Here is an 18,169-nt window from a genome sequence, read left to right on the forward strand (position 1 = left end):
CCGCCAGGAACTCCTGCATGACCGCCAAGCCGCGCCTGTCCTTCTGGCAGATCTGGAACATGTCCTTCGGCTTCCTCGGCATCCAGTTCGGCTTCGCGCTGCAGGGCGGCTTCATGTCGCGCATCTTCCAGACGCTGGGCGCGGAGAAGGATGCGCTGCCGCTGCTGTGGATCGCCGCGCCGCTGACCGGACTGCTGGTGCAGCCGATCATCGGTTATCTCAGCGACCGTACCTGGCACCCCCGCCTGGGGCGCCGGCGGCCGTTCTTCCTCATCGGCGCCATCCTCAGCTCCATCGCCCTGGTGTTCATGCCGCACTCGCCCACGCTGTGGATCGCGGCAGGCCTGCTGTGGGTGCTGGATGCCAGCATCAACATCAGCATGGAACCCTTCCGTGCGCTGGTGGCCGACAAGCTGCCCGAAGAGCAGCGCTCGTACGGCTTCGTGCTGCAGACGCTGATCATCGGGGTGGGCACCTGGGTGGCCAGCAACCTGCCCTGGTTCATCGCCCAGCTGGGCATTCCGAACGAGGCAGGCCCCGGCGTGGTGCCGCCTTCGGTGAAAGTGGCCTTCGCCATCGGCGCGTTCGTGTTCATGGCCAGCATCCTGGTGACCATCCTCACCACGCCCGAGTATCCCCCCGAGGACCTGGAGCGGTTCCGCGAAGAGCAGCGGCGGCGCGGCAACTTCGCCGGCGAGATCGTCCATCACGTGATCCACATGCCCGCGCAGATGCGCCGCCTGGGGCTGGTGCAGTTCTTCAGCTGGCTGGCCTTCTTCGCCATGTGGAGCATGGCCACGCCCGGCCTGACCGAGCATGTGTTCAAGGCGCCCGCGCCGGACCCCGCGGCCTTCGACGTGACGGTGCCCGCACAGGCCGCGGCCTTCCAGTCGGCCAATGCCGCCTTCCAGAACGCGGCCGACCTGGTCGGCTCCTACATGGGCTACTACGGGCTGTCGTCGATGCTGGTCGCCCTGCTGCTGAGCTTCTATGCGGCGCGCTTCCCGCTCAACCGCAAGGCGGTGCATGCCGGCTCGCTGGTGCTGGGCGGCGTCGGCTTCCTTTCCATGTGGTTCGTGCCGCACCCGGCGTGGCTGATCGGCTCGTTCGCGCTGGTGGGCGTGGCGTGGGCCAGCATCCTGTCGATGCCTTACGCCCTGCTGTCCAGCCATGTACCGGCGGAGAAGATGGGCATCCACATGGGCATCTTCAACATGTTCATCGTGATACCGCAGATCGTCGCCGCCACCCTGCTGGGTCCGGCCCTGCGCGCGTTCTTCGCCAACCAGGCGGTCTTCGCGCTGGTCATCAGCGGCGCCAGCCTGCTGCTGGCGGCGCTGGCACTGGTCCGCGTGCGCGAACCTGCGCACGCCCCCGTCTCCCTCGCCTCGCAGGCCCATTGATGAAGCACCCACGCCGACCGCTCGCCGCCAGCCTGGCCGCCCTGCTCTACGCACCGCTCGCCGCGCTGGCCGCGGACGACTTCTACGGCACCACCGAGCCCTTCGCGCGGGAAGCCGTGTACTTCGTGCTGACCGACCGCTTCGTCAACGGCGACCCATCCAACGACCATCGCGAACAGGGCGGCGCGAACCGCACCTTCGACCGCCCCACCCCCGGCGCGCCGGCGGGCCAGACCGACAACGTCGGCTACCTGGGCGGCGACTTCAAGGGCGTGCTGGACAACGCCGGCTACATCCGCGACCTCGGCTTCACCTCGGTATGGATCACGCCGATCGTCGACAATCCCGACGAAGCATTCACCGGCGGCGAGGAGGTGAAATGGGAAGGCATGTTCACCGACCGCGGCAAGACCGGCTACCACGGCTACTGGGGCATCAACTTCTACACGCTGGACGAACACCTGCCCAGCGAGGGACTGGATTTCGCCGGCTTCACCCGCGCCATGAAGGAACAGCGCCTCGACGTGGTGCTGGACATCGTCGGCAACCACGGCTCGCCGGCCTATTCCATGCCGAAGATGCAGCCGCAGTACGGCAAGGTCTGGGACAAGGACGGCCGGCTGATCGCCGACCACCAGAACCTGGATCCCGACCGCCTGGACCCGCGCCGCGAGCCCATGCATGCCTTCTACAACACCGGCGGCGGACTGGCGCAGCTGTCCGACTTCAACGAGCGCAATCCCGCGGTGATGGAGTACCTGGTCGGCGCCTACGAGCAGTGGATCGACCAGGGCGCGGCCGCGTTCCGCGTGGATACCATCGCCTGGATGCCGCACGCGTTCTGGAAGGAATTCGCCGACCGCATCCGCGCGAAGAAACCCGGCTTCTTCATGTTCGGCGAAAACTTCAACTACGACGCCGCCAGCATCGCCAGCCACACCTGGGCCCGCAACGGCAGCTACAGCGTGCTGGACTTTCCGTTGAAGGGAAAGCTGACGGAGGTGTTCGAGAAGCCCGGCACCGGCTACGAGGAGATCGGCAAGGCGCTCTACCTGGAAGACGGCCCGTACGCCAATCCGTACGAGCTGATGACCTTCTACGACAACCACGACATGGCGCGCATGAAGGCCAGCGATGCGGGCTTCATCGACGCGCACAACTGGCTGTTCACGGCGCGCGGCATCCCGGTGATCTATTACGGCTCGGAGATCGGCTTCGAGCGCGGCCGTGCCGAGCATGCCGGCAACCGCAACTACTTCGGGCAGGACCGCATCGACGCCGCGCCGCAGAGCCCGATCTTCGCCCCGCTCAGGCGCATCGCCCAGCTGCGCCGGGAAACCCCGGCCCTGCAGCGCGGCCTGCAGCTCAACGTGCGGCTGAAGGGCGACCAGGCGATCTTCTACCGCGTGCTGCAGCACGGGGTCGTCAACCAGACCGCGCTGGTGCTGCTGAACAAGGCCGATGCCCCGGCGAAGCTGTCGGTTTCGGAGCACCTGCAATCCGGCCCATGGCGCGATGCGTTCACCGGCAAGACCCAACGGGTGCGCAACCGCCTGCAGGCCGAGGTGCCGGCGCACGGCGTGCGCGTGTTCCTGCTGGACGCGCCGATCACCCGCACCGACACGCGCGCGCGCCTGGCCGAGCTGATGGCGCGCAAGGCACCCAAGGCGGATTGAGGTCAATGCCTTCTGTACTGCAGGAGCGACGTCAGTCGCGACCGCCCACCTTGGGTCCGCATCGGCGCAGGGTCGCGCGATAACCTGCAGGTGCCGAAAGCTGGCGTTATCTGGATTTCCTGACGCGTGTGGGCCGCGGTCGCGACTGACGTCGCTCCTACAACGGCGCACTCACTTCACGGCGGTAGACCCACGCAGCGCCAGTTTCACCGGGATGGTCTGGCTCTCGGCGGGTTCGCCATTGATCAGCGCCAGCAATGTTTCCACCAGCAACGCGCCCGCGCGCTTGGTGTCCTGCTGCACGGTGGACAGGCCGGGGTTGACGAAGCTGGCCAGCGGGATGTCGTCGAAGCCGGCCACGGCGACATCCTCGGGCACGCGCAGGCCTCGCTCCAGCAGCGCCTTCATGGCGCCGACGGCGATCAGGTCGCTGGCGGCGAAAATCGCATCGAACGGTGCACCGCGGGCCAGCAGTTCCGTGGCCGCGTCGTGGCCGGACTGCTCGGTGGTGATGGCATCGACCTGCAGGGCGGGATCGGCGGCCAGGCCCGCGTTTTCCAGCGCCTGGCGATGGCCCAGGTAGCGCTCGAAGAACTCGGGGTAATGGTTGGATGCATGTCCCAGGAAAGCGATGCGCCGCCGTCCCTGCGCGACCAGGTGGGCGGTGATGTCGTGGCCGCCCTGGGTGTTGTCGCAGCCGATCGACACCCCGGGCGTGCCCGCCTGGACGGCGCCCCAGCGCACGAAGTGGGTGCCCTGCTCGACCAGTTTCTCCAGCCGGCCGCGCGATTCCAGGTAGTCGCCATACCCCAGCAGGATGATGCCATCGGCCTTCTTGCTGTCCTCGTAGTCGGCCTGCCAGTCGTTGGACAGCTGCTGGAACGAGATCAGCAGGTCGTAGCCGCGCAGCGCGCAGGCGCGGGTGATGCTGCCCAGCATCGACAGGAAGAAGGGATTGATGGCCGATTCGTCCGGCGTGGGGTCCTCGAAGAACAGCAGGGCCAGCGTGCCCGAATGCTGGCGGCGCAGGTTGGAGGCGTTCTTGTCGACCTTGTAGTTCAGCTGCTCGGCGATGGCCAGGATGCGCTTGCGCGTTTCCTCGTTGACCATGGGGCTGCCCCGCAGCGCGCGCGAGACGGTGGGCTGGGACACGCCCGCCAGGTGGGCGATGTCCAGCGAGGTGGCCTTCCCCTTGATGGGCGCGATCACGGACGGGTGCGGATACCGACTGCGGAAGAACGGATGATGCCACGCCCGATGGCCGGCGGCGATCCGGGGGCACGTGGCTTGCACGGCCTTGCGGCGCCCCTGTGGGAGCGAGGTGAGTCGCGATGAAGCGTTCCCGCTGGCCCTTCGCGACTCACGTCGCTCCCACATGAGCAGCCACCCCCACCCGCAACTCAGGACTCGGCCTGCTCCGTCCGCGCCTTGCCGTGCAACTGCACGCCGTCGGCGTCGGTGATGCTGACGGAGACGTCGATGCCGTGGCGCACGCTCTCGGTCACCACGCAGAAGTTCTCGAACTGGGCCAGGATGCGTTCCAGCGAGGCATGCGCCGTGCCGGCCTCGGCCAGCCGGATGTCGGCGTGGATGTGGCCTACGCGCAGCCTGCCCTGCTCGTTGCGCACCAGCTCCGCTGTGGCGTGGGTCACCAGCTTGCCGGGTGTGTTCCTGAACTTGCGCAGCGCGAACAACAGGCTGGCCGACAGGCAGTTGGCCACGGCCGACACCAGCAGCCGCGTCGGGTTCGGTCCCTCGCCCTTGCCCAGCGGTTCGGGCTCGTCGGTCATCAGATCGGCGATGGTGGTGTCGTCGAAGCGGATGCGGAAGCTGTAGTCCTCTTCCTGTTCAAGGGTGATGCGGATCGGCGCGTCGGTGCTCATGGCGTGGCCTCGTGGGGGATGTGGGCGGCGGTGGCGGGCACTTCGACCCACAGCCCGCCGCGCAGGTCGCCCACCGCGAAACCGGTGGCCGCATCCTCAGGATAATGCGCGGCGATGGCAGCGCGAACGGCCGGGGCGACCCGCGTGCCATGGCAGGCCAGGCAGCCGGGCTCGGTGGCGATGCCGCGCATCAGGCGCAGCGCGACGCCCTCGGGCAGGCGCTGGCGGACCACCGACACCTGCTCCGCGGCAGGCGCACCCGCCCGCACGGCCTGCTGGAAGGCCTCCAGCGTGGCCCGTTGCCAGCCGTCGGCGGCCTGGCCCGGGTTGCGGTTGCGCCCGGGCAGCGCGACGCGGCCCAGGCGCACGCCGTGCTCGGCCATCACCGCGTCCGCGATGGCCGGCGCTTCGGCGTGGCAGACCTCGACGGCCGCGGTGGGGCCGCCGGCCTGCATCGCCGCCTGCAGGCGGCCACGCAGGCGACCGCTGAAGGCCTGTGCGGCCGCCTTCGCGCGATCCAGGTCGGGATCGACCGGTGTTGTCCCCCGGGCGCCCTGCCCCGGACCGGCTTGCGCCACGTTCCGGCCCGCGTCACCGGCGGCGCCCGGGGTACATGCGGTGACGGCCCACGCCAGGCAGGCCGCCCACAGCAGGCGATGGAGATGGGATGGACTCATGCGTCGGATTCCTTGTGGGCGCGATGCTTCAGGCCGTAGTACAGCAATGGGATCACCACCAGCGTCAACACCGTGGACACCAGGATGCCGAAGATCAGCGAGATCGCCAGGCCGTTGAAGATGGGGTCGTCGAGGATGAAGAACGCACCGGCCATGGCCGCCAGTGCGGTCAGCGCGATCGGCTGCGCGCGCACCGCGCAGGCGTCGACGACCGCCGACTCCAGCGACTGCCCGCGCTGGACCAGATGGTTGATGAAGTCCACCAGCAGGATCGAATTGCGCACGATGATGCCCGCCAGCGCGATCATGCCGATCATGCTGGTGGCGGTGAACTGCGCGCCCAGCAGGGCGTGGCCCGGCATCACGCCGATCACGGTCAACGGAATGGGCGCCATGATCACCAGCGGCACCGCGTAGTTGCGGAAGTAGGCCACCACCAGCAGGTAGATCAGCACCATGCCGGCCGCGTAGGCGATGCCCATGTCGCGGAAGGTCTCGTAGGTGATCTGCCACTCGCCGTCCCACTTGATGCCGAAGCCGGTGGTCTCGGGCGGTTGGCGGATGTAGGACTGTCCCACCTGCTGTCCGTCGATGGCGTTGTCCGCCACCTGTCCGACCAGGTCGAACATGCCGTACAGCGGGCTGTCGACCGTGCCGCTCTCGTCGCCCATCACGTACACCACCGGCAGCAGGTCCTTGTGGTGGATGGCGCCATCCCACCACGTGGACCGCACCTGCACCAGTTCCGACAACGGCACCAGCTGGCCGCTGCCGCCGCGTACCCGCAGCGCGAGCAGACCGTCGAGCGAGGCCTGGTCGGCCACCGGCAGGCGCAGGCGGATCGGACGCGGGTACTTCGAGCCGCCATCGATCACGTGGGTCGCGTCCAGCCCCGACAGGCCCGCGGCGATCGTCTCGGCGATCGCCGACTGCGGCACCCCCAGGCGCGCCGCGCGCACGCGGTCGATCACCAGCAGGTCGCGGCGTGCGTCGGCTTCCACGCTGGTGTCCACGTCGACGATGCCCTCGGTGGCCAGGAAGCGCTGTTCGAGCGCCCGCGCCACCTGCCGCTGACGGGCGTAGTCGGGCCCGTACACTTCGGCGACGATCGGCGACAGGACGGGCGGCCCGGGCGGCACTTCCACCACCTTGACCGACGCGCCGTGGCGACGGCCGATCGCGTCCACCTGCGGGCGCAACGCGACGGCGATCTCGTGGCTCTTGCGGTCGCGGTCGTGGCGGTCCACCAGGTTCACCTGCAGGTCGCCCACGTTGGCGCCTTCGCGCAGGTAGTACTGCCGCACCAGCCCGTTGAAGTTGATCGGCGCCGCGGTACCGGCATAGCCCTGGTAGTGCAGGACTTCCGGCGTGCGGTCCAGCACGCCGGCCAGTTCGGCCAGCAGCGCGTTGGTGTCCTCCAGCGTGCGGCCCTCGGGCAGGTCGACCACGATCTGCAGTTCGGACTTGTTGTCGAACGGCAGCATCTTCAGCACCACCAGCTTGAACACCGCCAGGCTGGCCGCCAGCGCCACCAGCGCGGCCATGGCGACGAACAGCAGGCGCCGGCGCCGCGCTCCCGCGCCGGCATCCAGGAACGGCGTCATCACCCGTTCGAACAGGCGATGCAGGCGCGCGGCCATGGTGCCTTCCGCGTGCCCGTGGGCAGCGCCCCCGCCCGCATGCGCGGGCGCATGCCGCTTGAGCAGCTTCAGCGACAGCCACGGCGTGACCACCAGTGCGATCATCAGCGACAGCAGCATGCCGACCGAGGCGTTAATGGGGATGGGCCGCATGTAGGGCCCCATCAGGCCGGTGACGAAGGCCATGGGCATCAGCGCCGCGATCACGGTGAAGGTGGCCAGGATGGTCGGACCGCCCACTTCGTCCACCGCGGGCGGAATGGCCTGCGCCAGCGACATGCCGCCCTGCGCCATGTGCCGGTGGATGTTCTCGACCACCACGATGGCATCGTCCACCAGGATGCCGATGGAGAAGATCAGCGCGAACAGCGAGACGCGGTTGAGGGTGAATCCCATGGCCCACGAAGCGAACAGCGTCACCGCCAGGGTCAGCACCACGGCGCTGCCGATGACGATGGCCTCGCGCCGGCCCAGCGCGAACAGCACCAGCAGCACCACCGATCCGGTGGCGAAGACCAGCTTCTTGATCAGCGTCTGCGCCTTGTCGCTGGCCGTCAGGCCGTAGTCGCGCGTGGTCTCCACCTGGATGCCGTCGGGAATCACGCTGCCACGCAGGGCTTCCACCCGCGCCAGGGCGGCGGAGGTGATGTCGGCCGCATTGCTGCCCGGCTTCTTGGCGATGGCCAGCGTCACCGCGGGCGCCACGCCACTGGAGGGCCCTGGGCGTTTGGCGGGCGCCCCGTGCCACGCATAACTCGACGGCGCGTCGGTCGCATCGGTGACCGTCGCCACGTCCTCCAGCCGCACCGGCTGTCCGCCGGCCACGCCCAGCACCAGGCCGGCCACGTCCGCGCGGTCGGCCAGGAACTGGCCGGAGGTCACCTGTACCACGCCGTCCGCACCGACGCGCTCGCCCGCCTGGCGCGCCAGGTTGGCGGCCTGCAGGGCCGCAGACAGATCGTTCACCGCCAGGCCATGGCTGGCCAGCCGCGCCGCATCCAGTTGCACCATGACGGCACGCTCCGGCGCGCCGAGGGTGAACACGTCGCGCGTGCCGGGGATGCGCTTGAGCTCGGTTTCCAGCGTGTGGGCCACTTCGGCCAGGTCGCGCGCGCCGCGCTGCGGATCGTCCGTCCACAGGGTCAGCGCCATCACCGGCACGTCGTCGATGCCCTTGGGCTTGATGATGGGCTGGCCCACGCCCAGGTTGGCCGGCATCCAGTCCTGGTTGGAGAACACCTTGTCGTACAGCCGCACCAGCGCGGGCTGGCGCTTGACGCCCACGTCGAACTCCACCGTCAGCACCGCCATGCCTGGCCGGCTGATGGAGTAGGTGTGCTTGATCTGCTCGATCTCGGACAGTTTCTGTTCCAGCGGATAGGTCACCATCTGCTCGACCTGGCGCGCGTCCGCGCCCGGGAACGGCACGATGACGTTGGCCATGGTGACGTCGATCTGCGGCTCTTCCTCGCGCGGGGTGATCATCACCGCCACCAGTCCCAGCAGCAGGCCGAGCAGCGCGAGGATCGGCGTCAGCGGGTTGGCCTGGAACGTGCGCGCCAGGCGGCCGGAGATGCCCAGTCGCGGAGGAGTCGGGAGCGATGCCATGTCAGCCGTCCTTGCGCGCCGCCACCAGCGCCTGCTGCGCGGCGACCGGATCGGTGGCCACCCTGTCGCCGGGCTTCAGCCCCGAGATCACGTCCACCTGCTCGCCCGCCGCATCACCCAGCCTGACCTGGCGCAAGGACAGCCGCCCGTCGCTGAGCACGTACACGGCCGTCACCTCGCCGCGGCGCACCAGCGCGCTGGCGGGAACGCGCGGGAACGCCGCGCCCTTCACGGCCGGGAACGCCACTTTCGCGGTCAGCCCGGGTTGCGGCGGCACGTCGAGCGCCGGCAGCTGCACGCGGACCCGCACCGCATGGGTGGACGCGTCCGCGGCCGGAAACACGGTGACGTCGGCGGCGTCGATCCGGCGGCCGTCGTCGAACGTGACCACGGCCGCGGGGTTGGCCCGGATCGCATCGGCTTCCGACTGCGGCACCGCCACTTCGATGCGCAGGGCGCCCGGCGCGAACACGGTCATCAGGGTCTGGCCGATGCCGACGCTTTCGCCCGGCTCGACATCGCGGGTGGCCACGATGCCCGCGTAGGGCGCGCGCACCGTGGTGTAGTCGGTCTGCTGGCCGGCATTGGCCAGTTGGGCGCGGGCAGCATCGCGCGCGGCGGCCGCCGAATCGCGCGCCATCCGCGCCTGGTCCAGCTGGGCCCTGGAGACGAACTGGTCCTTCGCCAGGTTGGCGTAGCGCCGGTAGTTGGCGTCCGCCTCGGTCGCGGACGCTTCGGCCGCGCGCAACTGGGCGCGCGCGGCGTCCACGCCGGATTGCTGTTCCACCGCACTGAGCCGCACCAGCACCTCGCCTGCCGCCACGCGGTCGTTGACGTCGCGCGCCACGGCGACCACGCGCCCGTTCGTCTGCGCCGACAGCGTGGCCTGTCGCACGGCTTCCACCACGCCCTCCCAGGCACGGCCGCCCGCCGCATCGGCGGCCTGCACCTGAAACGTCTGCAGTCCCTCGATGCGCTCGGGGGGCGTGGCGGGCTGTTCACGCCCGCAGGCGGCAAGCGCGGCCATCAGCAACAGCGGCAACAGCGGGCGCGACGACATCACGATGCGGCTCACGGCAGGCCTCGCGCTTACTTGAATGCGCAGCCGGCGCGTACGCCCAGCTTGCGGAAGATGATGGCGGCGGGACAGAAGCCGGTAACGCTGGCCTGCAGCATGTTCACGCCGATGAAGACGGTGAACCACAGCCACAGCGGCGAAACGAAGTGGGCCAGCGCCAGGCTGGCGAGGGTCATCACGCCGGCGAAGGCCAGGACGGCACGGTCGATGTTCATGAGGGTGTTCTCCGCGAAGTTGGGTGGAGGAATCAGCGGGTGCGCATGATGCCGAGCAGCTTGAGCACGTATTTCTCGTAGATCGGTTCGGTGTTGCCGGACTTCATCTTCATCAGGAAATACTTCTCGAACGCGATCTTGGCCACGTGCACCCATTTGCCGACCTTGGCCCAGGTGACGTTGCGCGGCGGGATCTGCGGCAGCGCCACGAAGGCGGCGCCGGTGTCGCCCATGTCGGCCAGGCAGATCGCGTTCCAGGTCGCCTCGGCGGTGGCGGGCCGGCCTTCCAGCTCGGCCTGGATGTTGTGCGCCACGGCGGTGACCATGGACTCGATCATGAAGCCGGTCTTGGGCGCGCCCGTCGGCACCGGCGTAGCTTCCACCGGCGGAATGGCCACGCACACGCCCAGCGAGAAGATGTTGGGATAGGCCGGGTTGCGCTGGTGCTTGTCGATCAGGATGAAGCCGCGCGGATTGCACAGCCCTTCTCCCTGGCGCACGGCCGGCACGCCGGTGAAGGCCGGCAGCACCATCGAATACCGGAACGGCAGGGTGTGCATCTTCTTCGGCTGGCCGGCTTCGTCCATTTCGGACACGTCCATTTCGCCGTCGCGCACCGCGGTGATCTTCGCGTTGGCGATCCACTGGATGTGGCGCTGGCGGAACTCCGATTCCATCATTCCCTTGGAATCGCCGACACCGCCCAGGCCCATGTGTCCGACGTACGGTTCCGGGCTTACGTAGGTGATCGGCACCCTGTCGCGCAGCCGGCGCTTGCGCAGGTCGCTGTCCAGGATCATGGCGAACTCGTACGCCGGGCCGAAACAGCTGGCCATGGGCGCGGCACCCACGACCACCGGCCCCGGGTTGTCGAGGAAGGCCTGGTAGGCCTGCCACGCGGTGGTCGCGTGCGGCGTGGTGCAGATGGACTGGGTAAAGCCGCCTTCGGGCCCCAGGCCCGGCACTTCATCGAACGCCAGTCGCGGACCCGTCGCGATCACCAGATAGTCGTAGTCGAGGCTGCGCCCGTCGCGCAGCCGCACCCGGTTGTGTGCGGGCTCGACCCGCTCGGCCCCGGCGCCTTCGAAGGCGATGTTCTTCTTCGCCAGGTAGCGGGCGACCGGCATTTCGACATCCGATGGCTTGCGCCAGCCGACGGCGACCCAGGGGTTGGACGGCGTGAACGAGAAGCGGTCGCCCTCCCCGATCACGGTGATGTCCGGCCCCGGGCCGAGCGTGCCGCGCAGTTCGTAGGCGGCGCTCATGCCACCGATGCCTGCACCCAGTACGACGATGCGTGCCATGTCTTCCCCTCCAGGTTCGATGGCCGCCCCCGGCGGGAGTGCCGGTCGGCTTGCAATACAAATTAGCATCTACTAATATTAGCGTCAACTAATGTATTGGAGGCATCCATGGCACGCACCGTCCAGGATCTGGTGGCCGAGGCACGCGGCCGCATCGAAGAGATCGCGCCCGGACAGCTCGCCGCGCAGGGCGACTGCATCCTGATCGATGTGCGCGAACCGGCCGAGTACGCGCAGGGCCACCTGCCGGGCGCGGTCAACCTGCCGCGCGGCGTGCTGGAATTCCAGATCCATGCGCATCCGGCGATGGCCTGCACCGCCAGCCAAGCGCTGGCCGTACCCGACCGCGCGCTGGTGCTCTACTGCCTCACCGGCGGACGCTCGGCGTTGGCGGCCGACAGCCTGCAGGCGCTGGGCTTTACCCGCGTGCGCTCGCTTGCCGGCGGGCTCACGGCGTGGCGCAATGCCGGCCATCCCCTGACCCCGGAACCCGCATGACCCGCAGCCCCTCCACGTCCACGTTCGACATCGCCGCCATGCAGGCGCATGCGGGCGAGGCGGCGCAACTGCTCAAGGCCCTGGCCAACGAAAAGCGGCTGCAGATACTCTGCCTGCTGACCGCGGGCGAGCGCTCGGTGGGCGACATCAATGCCCTGCTCGACCTCAGCCAGTCCGCGCTGTCGCAGCACCTGGCCGTGCTGCGCGAAGAAGGCCTGGTGCAGACGCGCCGCGAGGCCCAGAACGTGTTCTACGCGCTGATGCCGGGGCCGGCCGCGCAGGTCATGCTGACGCTGCACGGCATCTACTGCGCACCGGCGGCGGCGCCCGCGCCCCGGCAGCGCGCGCGGAGATCGTGATGCTGGACGTGCTGAAGGCCCTGTTCGGCCGCCGCGGGGCACAGGTTTCTCCGCAGGAGGCGGTCGCGTGCATCAACCGCGGAGCCGCCCTGGTCGACGTGCGCGAACGGGGCGAGTTCGCACGCGGCCATGCGCACGGCGCCTGCCACATCCCGCTGGGCGAGCTGCGCGCCGGCGGCGCTGCGCTGCTGGATGCGCGCCTCCCCGCCGGTACGCGCGAGGTGGTCCTGGCCTGCCAGAGCGGCCTGCGCTCGCGCGTGGCCCAGGCCCTCCTGTCCGGCGACTCCGCGCGCACCTACCTCAATCTGGCCGGTGGCATGAGTGCGTGGCAGAGCCACGGCCTGCCCATCGTGCGACACGACTGATCCGACAACCACAAGGTATTCCCATGTCCAGTGCAGACCGCTATCAGGAACTGACCACCCGCATCAACCGTCACCTCGGCCCCTTCCGCACGGCGGCGCCGGAGGTGATGCAGGGCTTCGGCGCCATGGCGCGCGGCGCGATGGCCGCCGGCGCGCTCGACGAGAAGACCAAGGAGCTGATCGCCATGGCGATCGGCGTGGCCGCGCGCTGCGACGGCTGCCTGGGCTTCCATGCCAAGGCGCTGGTGCGCCTGGGCGCCACGCCCGAGGAATTCCAGGACATGCTGGGCGTCGCCGTCTACATGGGCGGTGGTCCGTCGCTGATGTATGCGGCGCATGCACTGGAAGCGTTCGAGGAGTTCTCCGCCAGGGCGTCCTGAGAACGCTTGGCCGGATGCGTGCGGGCTGCCATGATGGCCCGCCGCAACCCGCCAGGAGCCCTGCCATGACACAGCCCCGGGTGCATGCGCAGTTCGACCAGGCCACCCACACGGTCAGTTACGTGGCCTGGGATCCGGCCACGCGCCGTGCCGCGATCATCGACCCGGTGCTGGACTACGACCACCGCGCCGGCCGCGTGTGGCACCGCTCGGCGGACGACCTGCTCGGCTTCGTCGCCGAGCAGGGACTGTCCGTGGACTGGGTGCTGGAGACGCACGCGCACGCCGACCATCTCAGCGCAGCGCCCTACCTGCAGGAAAAGACCGGTGCCCCGATCGGCATCGGCGCGCGCATCACCGAGGTGCAGCGCACGTTCGCGCCGGTGTTCGGGCTGGACGATGTCAGCGGCGACGGCCGCGAGTTCGACCGCCTTTTCCGCGACGGGGACACCCTCCCGCTGGGCGGGCTGCAGGTGGAGGTGATGCACACGCCCGGCCACACGCCGGCCTGCGTGTCGTACCGCATGGGCGAGGCGGTCTTCGTCGGCGACACGCTGTTCATGCCCGACTATGGCACCGCACGCGCGGACTTCCCCGGCGGCGACGCACGCACGCTCTACCGTTCGATCCAGAGGCTGCTGGCGCTGCCGGACGCCACGCGCCTGTACCTGTGCCACGACTACAAGGCGCCGGGCCGCGACCATTTCGCGTGGGAAACCACGGTGGGCGAAGAGAAGACGCGCAACATCCACGTGGGCGGCGGCGTGGACGAAGCCAGCTTCGTGGCCATGCGCGAGGCCCGCGACGCCACCCTGGCCGCACCCGTGCTGCTGCTGCCGTCGTTGCAGGTGAACATCCGCGCCGGCCGCCTGCCCGATCCGGACCGGGACGGACGCCGCTACCTCAGGATCCCGCTGAAGCCCTGATCCGCCTCAGCTGCCCGCCGCCGCCGATGCGGGGCGAGCGGCCACGCCGCCGCCGCAATCGGCGCTCAACAGGCGCGACTGCTTCAGCCAGGCGGGGTCGGGGTAGTACGCGAACACGAAGGAACCGCCGCGGATGCTGTCGATCAGCGGCCGCGCCACCGCCGTGCTGACGGCCGGGCAACCCAGGCTGCGGCCCAGCCGGCCCTGCGAACGCACCAGCGCGTCGCTGACATAGGGGGCGCCGTGGATGACGATGGCGCGCTCGCGCGCCTTGTCGTTGAAGCCGGGCTCCAGTCCCTGCAGGCGCAGCGAGTACCCGTTGGAACCGCGGTAGGCCTCCTGGGTGACGAAGGCGCCCAGGCTGGACATGTAGCTGCCGGTGGCATTGGAGAACCGGGTGGCCAGGTTTTCGCCGGTATTGCGGCCGTGGGCGACGCGCTCCTCGAACAGCAGACGGGCCTTTTCCAGGTCGAACACCCACAACCGCGGCTGGGTGGAAGGCCGGCTGTAGTCGATCACGCTGAGCCGGCGCATGGGCACGTCGGCGTCGCCGCGCCGCAGGGTACAGGCCATCGCGTGCGTGGCCATGGCCAGCACCTCGCGATCCACGCCCGGTGCCGCCCGGTGAAGGGCCTCGGCCAGGCGCCCGGGGCCGACACGCGCGGGCGCGTCGGCCGCCAGGGCCACGGCGGCCGGGGTGCAGCTCAACAGGAGGACGGACAGGCAACGCTTCATAGTGGGGCTCGGGAACGGGGGGAATGGATGCGCCGTGCCCGGGTTCCCTCCACACCGCTCAGCGTGAAGCCGACGTGGGGCCCGCTTCATCCGATTCCAAGACCGGCACCGTCGGCTGTTCGGCCGGCGTTGCGCGCACGCCCGGCAGGTCCGACAGCAGGACGGTGGTGCCGGGGGTCAGGATGGCGTACAGCCGGCGGGCGAAGTCCTGCGGAATCCAGAACGCACCGGCCAGCGAGCGCAGGGACGGCATGGGCGTGTCCGCCTCGCCCAGTACGCGGTGGGCGACCCAGCGGTGCTCCTTCTGCCGCGGGTCCAGCAGGCTGGGGATGTCTTCCATTTCCGTGGTCATCACCAGCAGCACGGTGCCGTTGAGGGCGAAGTCGTGGACCTTCTGCAGGGGCGCCGAGCCGATCAGCACGCCGTTGCGCAAGACCGACACGCGCTGGTCGTACAGGCTGACCAGGATGCTGACCGGGCCTGCCGGCGAGGCGGCCTCGTTCCAGTACACCTCGTAGGCCGACAATGACGGGTGGGCGGCCTGCCCGCCCGCGATGACCGGCGCCAGCACGGCCGGATGCACGACGCTGGCCGGCGAGGCCTTCGCATTGGCCACCACCACCGAATCGCCGAAGCGGGTGATGCCGAACAGCTTCTCGGCGAACGCCTGCGGCAGGCGCACGCAGCCATGCGATGCCGGGTATCCCGGCAGGTGGCCGCCATGCAGGGCGATGCCGTCCCAGGTCAGCCGCTGCATGTACGGCATGGGGGCGTCGTTGTAGAGGTTGGACCGGTGGTCCTTGTTCTTCTGCAGGATGGTGAACACGCCCGTGGGGGTTTCCTTGCCCGCTTTGCCCGAGCTGATCGTCGACACGCCGATGGCGATGCCGTTGCGGTACACATAGGCGCGCTGTTCGTCCAGGCTGACCACCAGCACCACCGGACCTTCCGGCGCGATCTGCGGGTACCACAGGAACTCGCCGGGCTTCAGTGCGCGGACATCGGGCGGCGAGACCACGGACTGGGCCTGCGCGGCAGGCGGGGCGATCCCATACAGCAGCGTGGCCAGCAAGAGGGCGGGCAAGAAATGGCGCGTCATCCGATGAGCTTAGCGCAGGAGCATCCGACCTTGTGCCAGATGGATCCCGACTACCGCAGCACGCGCTCGCGCAAGGCGTCGTAATCGGCCGGGATCGGGTCGGCATGCGCCGGACGCGACAGCAGCTCGGCCAGCGCGGGCGGCACCTCCACCGCGCGCCCGATCAGCGGTTCCACCACGCCCTCGAACTTGGCCGGGTGCGCCGTGGCGACCACCGCCCAGTCGCCCTGCCCGCCCTGCGCACGCAGCGCTTCCAGCACCTTCACCGCCGTGGCGGTATGCGGGCAGTGCACTTCGCCATGGTCGCGGTAGCGGCGCGCGATCACCTCGCCGATGGCGGCATCGTCGACCTCGGTCGCGGTGAAGGCCGCGCGCAACGCGACGTCATCGCCGGCGTACAGCCAGCGCAGGCGTTCGAAGTTGCTGGGCGCCCCCACGTCCATCGCATTGGCCAGCGTCGCCACGCTCGCCGCCGGCGCATAGGCGCCGCCGGCGAAGAAGTCGGGCAGCACCCGGTTGGCGTTGGTGGCCAACGCAATGCGTCCCAGCGGCACCCCCAGCGCGCGCGCGAGGATGGCGGCCAGCGCATTGCCCAGGTTGCCCGTGGGCACGACCAGATTCAGCGCCCGGCCGGTGGCGGCGCGGTGGCTCGCTGCCGCATGCGCGTAGTAGCTCATCTGCGGCAGCAGGCGGCCCAGGCTGATGCTGTTGGCGGAACTGAGCGGGGCCTGCGCCTGCAGCGCGGCGTCGTTCAGCGCGCGCTTCACCAGCGCCTGGCAGTCGTCGAACGAACCCGCCACGCGCAGCGCCGTTATGTTGTCCCCGAAGCAGCCCAGCTGGTGGGCCTGGCGCGGCGATACGCGCCCATCCGGATACAGCACGATCACGCGCAGGCCGGGCTGACGGTGGAATGCCGCGGCGACGGCCGCGCCGGTATCGCCGGAGGTCGCCACCAGGATCGTCAGCGGCGTGGTCTCGTGTCGGCGTACGCGCGCCATGCTCGCGGCCAGGAAGCGCGCACCGAAATCCTTGAACGCGGCGGTGGGCCCGTGGAACAACTCCAGCACGTGATCGTCCGGCGTGCCCAGCGGGCGCAACGGCGCCGGGAAATCGAATGCCTCGCGGCAGATCGCCGCCAGCTCGCCTTCCAGCGCATCGCCGGCGAAGAACGGCGCCAGCAGCGTGGCGGCGGTGGTGGCGATATCGGCCCCGGCGGCGAGCTCGCGCGGCGCGGGCAGCACGTCCGGCACGTACAGCCCGCCATCGGGGGCCAGTCCGGCGGCGATGGCCTGGCTGAGCGTGGCGGCGGGCGCGGTGTTGCGGGTCGAGATGAAGTTCATGGTCTGTCGTGGCAAGGCGGCGCGCGCAGCGGCCGCGGGTTGGGAGATCAGGTCGCCGACAGCAGTTCGGCGCCCGTCGCGTTGATCGGCGACACCCAGGCCTGGCTGTCGAAACCGGCCGTCGCGAACGCCGCCTGCACGGCAGGCGCGGCCGCTTCGGCCTGGCTGCGCGATTCGAACCAGGCGAACACGCTGGGACCGGCGCCGGAGATGCTGGCCCCCATCGCAGCGGCGTCCAGTGCCGCCTGTTTCGCCGCGCCGAAGCCGACGATCAGCGGCGCGCGTCGGGGTTCGACCAGCACATCGCGCAGACCTTCGCGCACCAGTCCGGCGTCGCCGGCATGGCAGCCGGCAAGCACCAGCGCTAGGTTCGCGCTCTGCGCCACGAAGTCCTTCAGTTCGTAGGCGCCCTGCAATGCGGCGCGCGCACGGCGTGTCTCCAGGATCGCCTCCGGGTGCACCAGCACGCTGTGCCAGTGCTCCGGCACGGGCACGCGCACCAGCCGCTCCGCCGTGGACAGCACCAGGCCGCCCAGCAGCATCGGCCCCAGGTTGTCGCCATGCCTGCCGCCGCTGGCGACGGCCTCGCCGACCAGGGCGTGCGGATACAGCTGCTCGCGCGTCAGGGGCGCGTCCAGCAAGGCATTGGCGGCCACCAGCGCCGCCACGCACGATGCGGCGGAGCCGCCCATGCCGGAGCCCAGGGGAATGCCCTTGTCGATCTCCACCGCGAAGCCGAACGGCAACGCCAGCGCTTCGCGCAGCGAGATCAGCGCCGCACCGGCGGTATTGCCCGGCGCATCCAGCGGCAGGTCGACGGTGGCGCCGTGGATGCCCGTGATGCGCACCTCCGGCGCATCGATGCGACGCACCGTCACGGTGTCGCCGACGCCTTCGATCACATGGCCCAGGATGTCGAACCCCACGCCCACGTTGCCCACCGATGCCGGCGAAAACGCACTTGCCTGCTGCCTCATGCCCAC

The 18,169-nt window shown here is 69.8% G+C and carries 18 protein-coding genes; 7 read left to right on the forward strand and 11 right to left on the reverse strand.

Annotation, left to right across the window (positions count from 1 at the left end):
• Positions 1-17: 17 nt before the first annotated feature.
• Entirely contained in the window at positions 18-1,403 is a 1,386-nt protein-coding gene (locus MUU77_RS11195) for an MFS transporter (protein WP_245086804.1), read from the forward strand.
• Positions 1,403-3,079 carry an alpha-amylase family glycosyl hydrolase gene (locus tag MUU77_RS11200; protein ID WP_245086807.1) on the forward strand — a complete coding sequence of 559 codons (1,677 nt, stop codon included), beginning with the start codon at positions 1,403-1,405 and terminating at the stop codon, positions 3,077-3,079. The genes MUU77_RS11195 and MUU77_RS11200 overlap by 1 nt, the downstream gene beginning before the upstream one ends.
• Positions 3,080-3,250: 171 nt before the next feature.
• On the opposite strand, the gene MUU77_RS11205 is transcribed toward MUU77_RS11200, so the two are convergent.
• From MUU77_RS11205 to MUU77_RS11235, 7 genes are all read right to left on the reverse strand, one after another.
• Positions 3,251-4,285: a LacI family DNA-binding transcriptional regulator gene (locus MUU77_RS11205; RefSeq protein WP_245094406.1), complete on the reverse strand. Its 1,035-nt coding sequence runs from the start codon at positions 4,283-4,285 to the stop codon at positions 3,251-3,253.
• A 194-nt stretch (positions 4,286-4,479) separates the two neighbouring features.
• Positions 4,480-4,962 (reverse strand): OsmC family protein, encoded by a 483-nt coding sequence (locus tag MUU77_RS11210; RefSeq protein WP_245086810.1) that lies wholly within the window; start codon positions 4,960-4,962, stop codon positions 4,480-4,482.
• The gene (locus tag MUU77_RS11215) at positions 4,959-5,639 is read right to left on the reverse strand and encodes a DUF3365 domain-containing protein (RefSeq protein ID WP_245086813.1); all 681 of its coding nucleotides are present in this window, start codon (positions 5,637-5,639) and stop codon (positions 4,959-4,961) included. Before MUU77_RS11215 ends, MUU77_RS11210 begins: the two co-directional genes overlap by 4 nt.
• Positions 5,636-8,887 (reverse strand): efflux RND transporter permease subunit, encoded by a 3,252-nt coding sequence (locus MUU77_RS11220; RefSeq protein ID WP_245086816.1) that lies wholly within the window; start codon positions 8,885-8,887, stop codon positions 5,636-5,638. Before MUU77_RS11220 ends, MUU77_RS11215 begins: the two co-directional genes overlap by 4 nt.
• 1 nt (position 8,888) lies before the next feature.
• Positions 8,889-9,962 carry an efflux RND transporter periplasmic adaptor subunit gene (locus MUU77_RS11225; RefSeq protein WP_245086819.1) on the reverse strand — a complete coding sequence of 358 codons (1,074 nt, stop codon included), beginning with the start codon at positions 9,960-9,962 and terminating at the stop codon, positions 8,889-8,891.
• Between the two features lie 14 nt (positions 9,963-9,976).
• On the reverse strand, positions 9,977-10,180 hold the full coding sequence (locus MUU77_RS11230) for a DUF2892 domain-containing protein (protein ID WP_245086822.1): 204 nt from the start codon (positions 10,178-10,180) through the stop codon (positions 9,977-9,979).
• 32 nt (positions 10,181-10,212) lie between these two features.
• A complete protein-coding gene (locus MUU77_RS11235) occupies positions 10,213-11,484 on the reverse strand; it encodes an FAD-dependent oxidoreductase (RefSeq protein WP_245086825.1) in 1,272 nt (423 codons plus the stop codon).
• 108 nt (positions 11,485-11,592) lie between these two features.
• Between MUU77_RS11235 and MUU77_RS11240 the strand changes: the two genes are divergently transcribed.
• The 5 genes from MUU77_RS11240 (at position 11,593) to MUU77_RS11260 (ending at position 14,012) form a co-directional block, all read left to right on the forward strand.
• Positions 11,593-11,982 carry a rhodanese-like domain-containing protein gene (locus tag MUU77_RS11240; protein ID WP_245086828.1) on the forward strand — a complete coding sequence of 130 codons (390 nt, stop codon included), beginning with the start codon at positions 11,593-11,595 and terminating at the stop codon, positions 11,980-11,982.
• Positions 11,979-12,341: a metalloregulator ArsR/SmtB family transcription factor gene (locus MUU77_RS11245; RefSeq protein WP_245086831.1), complete on the forward strand. Its 363-nt coding sequence runs from the start codon at positions 11,979-11,981 to the stop codon at positions 12,339-12,341. The genes MUU77_RS11240 and MUU77_RS11245 overlap by 4 nt, the downstream gene beginning before the upstream one ends.
• A complete protein-coding gene (locus MUU77_RS11250; protein ID WP_245086834.1) occupies positions 12,341-12,706 on the forward strand; it encodes a rhodanese-like domain-containing protein in 366 nt (121 codons plus the stop codon). Before MUU77_RS11245 ends, MUU77_RS11250 begins: the two co-directional genes overlap by 1 nt.
• Before the next feature lie 23 nt (positions 12,707-12,729).
• Positions 12,730-13,086 carry a carboxymuconolactone decarboxylase family protein gene (locus MUU77_RS11255; RefSeq protein ID WP_245086837.1) on the forward strand — a complete coding sequence of 119 codons (357 nt, stop codon included), beginning with the start codon at positions 12,730-12,732 and terminating at the stop codon, positions 13,084-13,086.
• A 65-nt stretch (positions 13,087-13,151) separates the two neighbouring features.
• A complete protein-coding gene (locus MUU77_RS11260) occupies positions 13,152-14,012 on the forward strand; it encodes an MBL fold metallo-hydrolase (protein ID WP_245086840.1) in 861 nt (286 codons plus the stop codon).
• 6 nt (positions 14,013-14,018) lie between these two features.
• On the opposite strand, the gene MUU77_RS11265 is transcribed toward MUU77_RS11260, so the two are convergent.
• The 4 genes from MUU77_RS11265 to MUU77_RS11280 form a co-directional block, all read right to left on the reverse strand.
• Positions 14,019-14,699: a murein L,D-transpeptidase catalytic domain family protein gene (locus MUU77_RS11265; RefSeq protein ID WP_345779078.1), complete on the reverse strand. Its 681-nt coding sequence runs from the start codon at positions 14,697-14,699 to the stop codon at positions 14,019-14,021.
• Between the two features lie 106 nt (positions 14,700-14,805).
• Positions 14,806-15,795, reverse strand: coding sequence for a L,D-transpeptidase (locus tag MUU77_RS11270; RefSeq protein WP_245094410.1), 990 nt, complete (start codon positions 15,793-15,795; stop codon positions 14,806-14,808).
• Between the two features lie 101 nt (positions 15,796-15,896).
• Complete coding sequence (gene thrC, locus MUU77_RS11275) at positions 15,897-17,186, reverse strand: threonine synthase (protein ID WP_245086842.1); 1,290 nt, start codon at positions 17,184-17,186, stop codon at positions 15,897-15,899.
• Between the two features lie 47 nt (positions 17,187-17,233).
• On the reverse strand, positions 17,234-18,163 hold the full coding sequence (locus MUU77_RS11280) for a homoserine kinase (protein WP_245086844.1): 930 nt from the start codon (positions 18,161-18,163) through the stop codon (positions 17,234-17,236).
• Positions 18,164-18,169: the final 6 nt, after the last annotated feature.

The sequence above is a fragment of the Pseudoxanthomonas sp. F37 genome (genome assembly GCF_022965755.1).
In the GTDB taxonomy this organism is placed as follows: Bacteria; Pseudomonadota; Gammaproteobacteria; order Xanthomonadales; family Xanthomonadaceae; genus Pseudoxanthomonas_A.

What these genes read in the sequence shown, in the direction of transcription:
- MUU77_RS11195 (WP_245086804.1), top strand. Translation starts at nt 18, where the DNA reads ATGACCGCCAAGCCGCGCCTGTCCTTCTGGCAGATCTGGAACATGTCC.
- MUU77_RS11200 (WP_245086807.1), top strand. Translation starts at nt 1,403, where the DNA reads ATGAAGCACCCACGCCGACCGCTCGCCGCCAGCCTGGCCGCCCTGCTC.
- MUU77_RS11210 (WP_245086810.1), bottom strand. Translation starts at nt 4,962, where the DNA reads ATGAGCACCGACGCGCCGATCCGCATCACCCTTGAACAGGAAGAGGAC.
- MUU77_RS11215 (WP_245086813.1), bottom strand. Translation starts at nt 5,639, where the DNA reads ATGAGTCCATCCCATCTCCATCGCCTGCTGTGGGCGGCCTGCCTGGCG.
- MUU77_RS11220 (WP_245086816.1), bottom strand. Translation starts at nt 8,887, where the DNA reads ATGGCATCGCTCCCGACTCCTCCGCGACTGGGCATCTCCGGCCGCCTG.
- MUU77_RS11230 (WP_245086822.1), bottom strand. Translation starts at nt 10,180, where the DNA reads ATGAACATCGACCGTGCCGTCCTGGCCTTCGCCGGCGTGATGACCCTC.
- MUU77_RS11235 (WP_245086825.1), bottom strand. Translation starts at nt 11,484, where the DNA reads ATGGCACGCATCGTCGTACTGGGTGCAGGCATCGGTGGCATGAGCGCC.
- MUU77_RS11240 (WP_245086828.1), top strand. Translation starts at nt 11,593, where the DNA reads ATGGCACGCACCGTCCAGGATCTGGTGGCCGAGGCACGCGGCCGCATC.
- MUU77_RS11245 (WP_245086831.1), top strand. Translation starts at nt 11,979, where the DNA reads ATGACCCGCAGCCCCTCCACGTCCACGTTCGACATCGCCGCCATGCAG.
- MUU77_RS11250 (WP_245086834.1), top strand. Translation starts at nt 12,341, where the DNA reads ATGCTGGACGTGCTGAAGGCCCTGTTCGGCCGCCGCGGGGCACAGGTT.
- MUU77_RS11255 (WP_245086837.1), top strand. Translation starts at nt 12,730, where the DNA reads ATGTCCAGTGCAGACCGCTATCAGGAACTGACCACCCGCATCAACCGT.
- MUU77_RS11260 (WP_245086840.1), top strand. Translation starts at nt 13,152, where the DNA reads ATGACACAGCCCCGGGTGCATGCGCAGTTCGACCAGGCCACCCACACG.
- thrC (WP_245086842.1), bottom strand. Translation starts at nt 17,186, where the DNA reads ATGAACTTCATCTCGACCCGCAACACCGCGCCCGCCGCCACGCTCAGC.
- MUU77_RS11280 (WP_245086844.1), bottom strand. Translation starts at nt 18,163, where the DNA reads ATGAGGCAGCAGGCAAGTGCGTTTTCGCCGGCATCGGTGGGCAACGTG.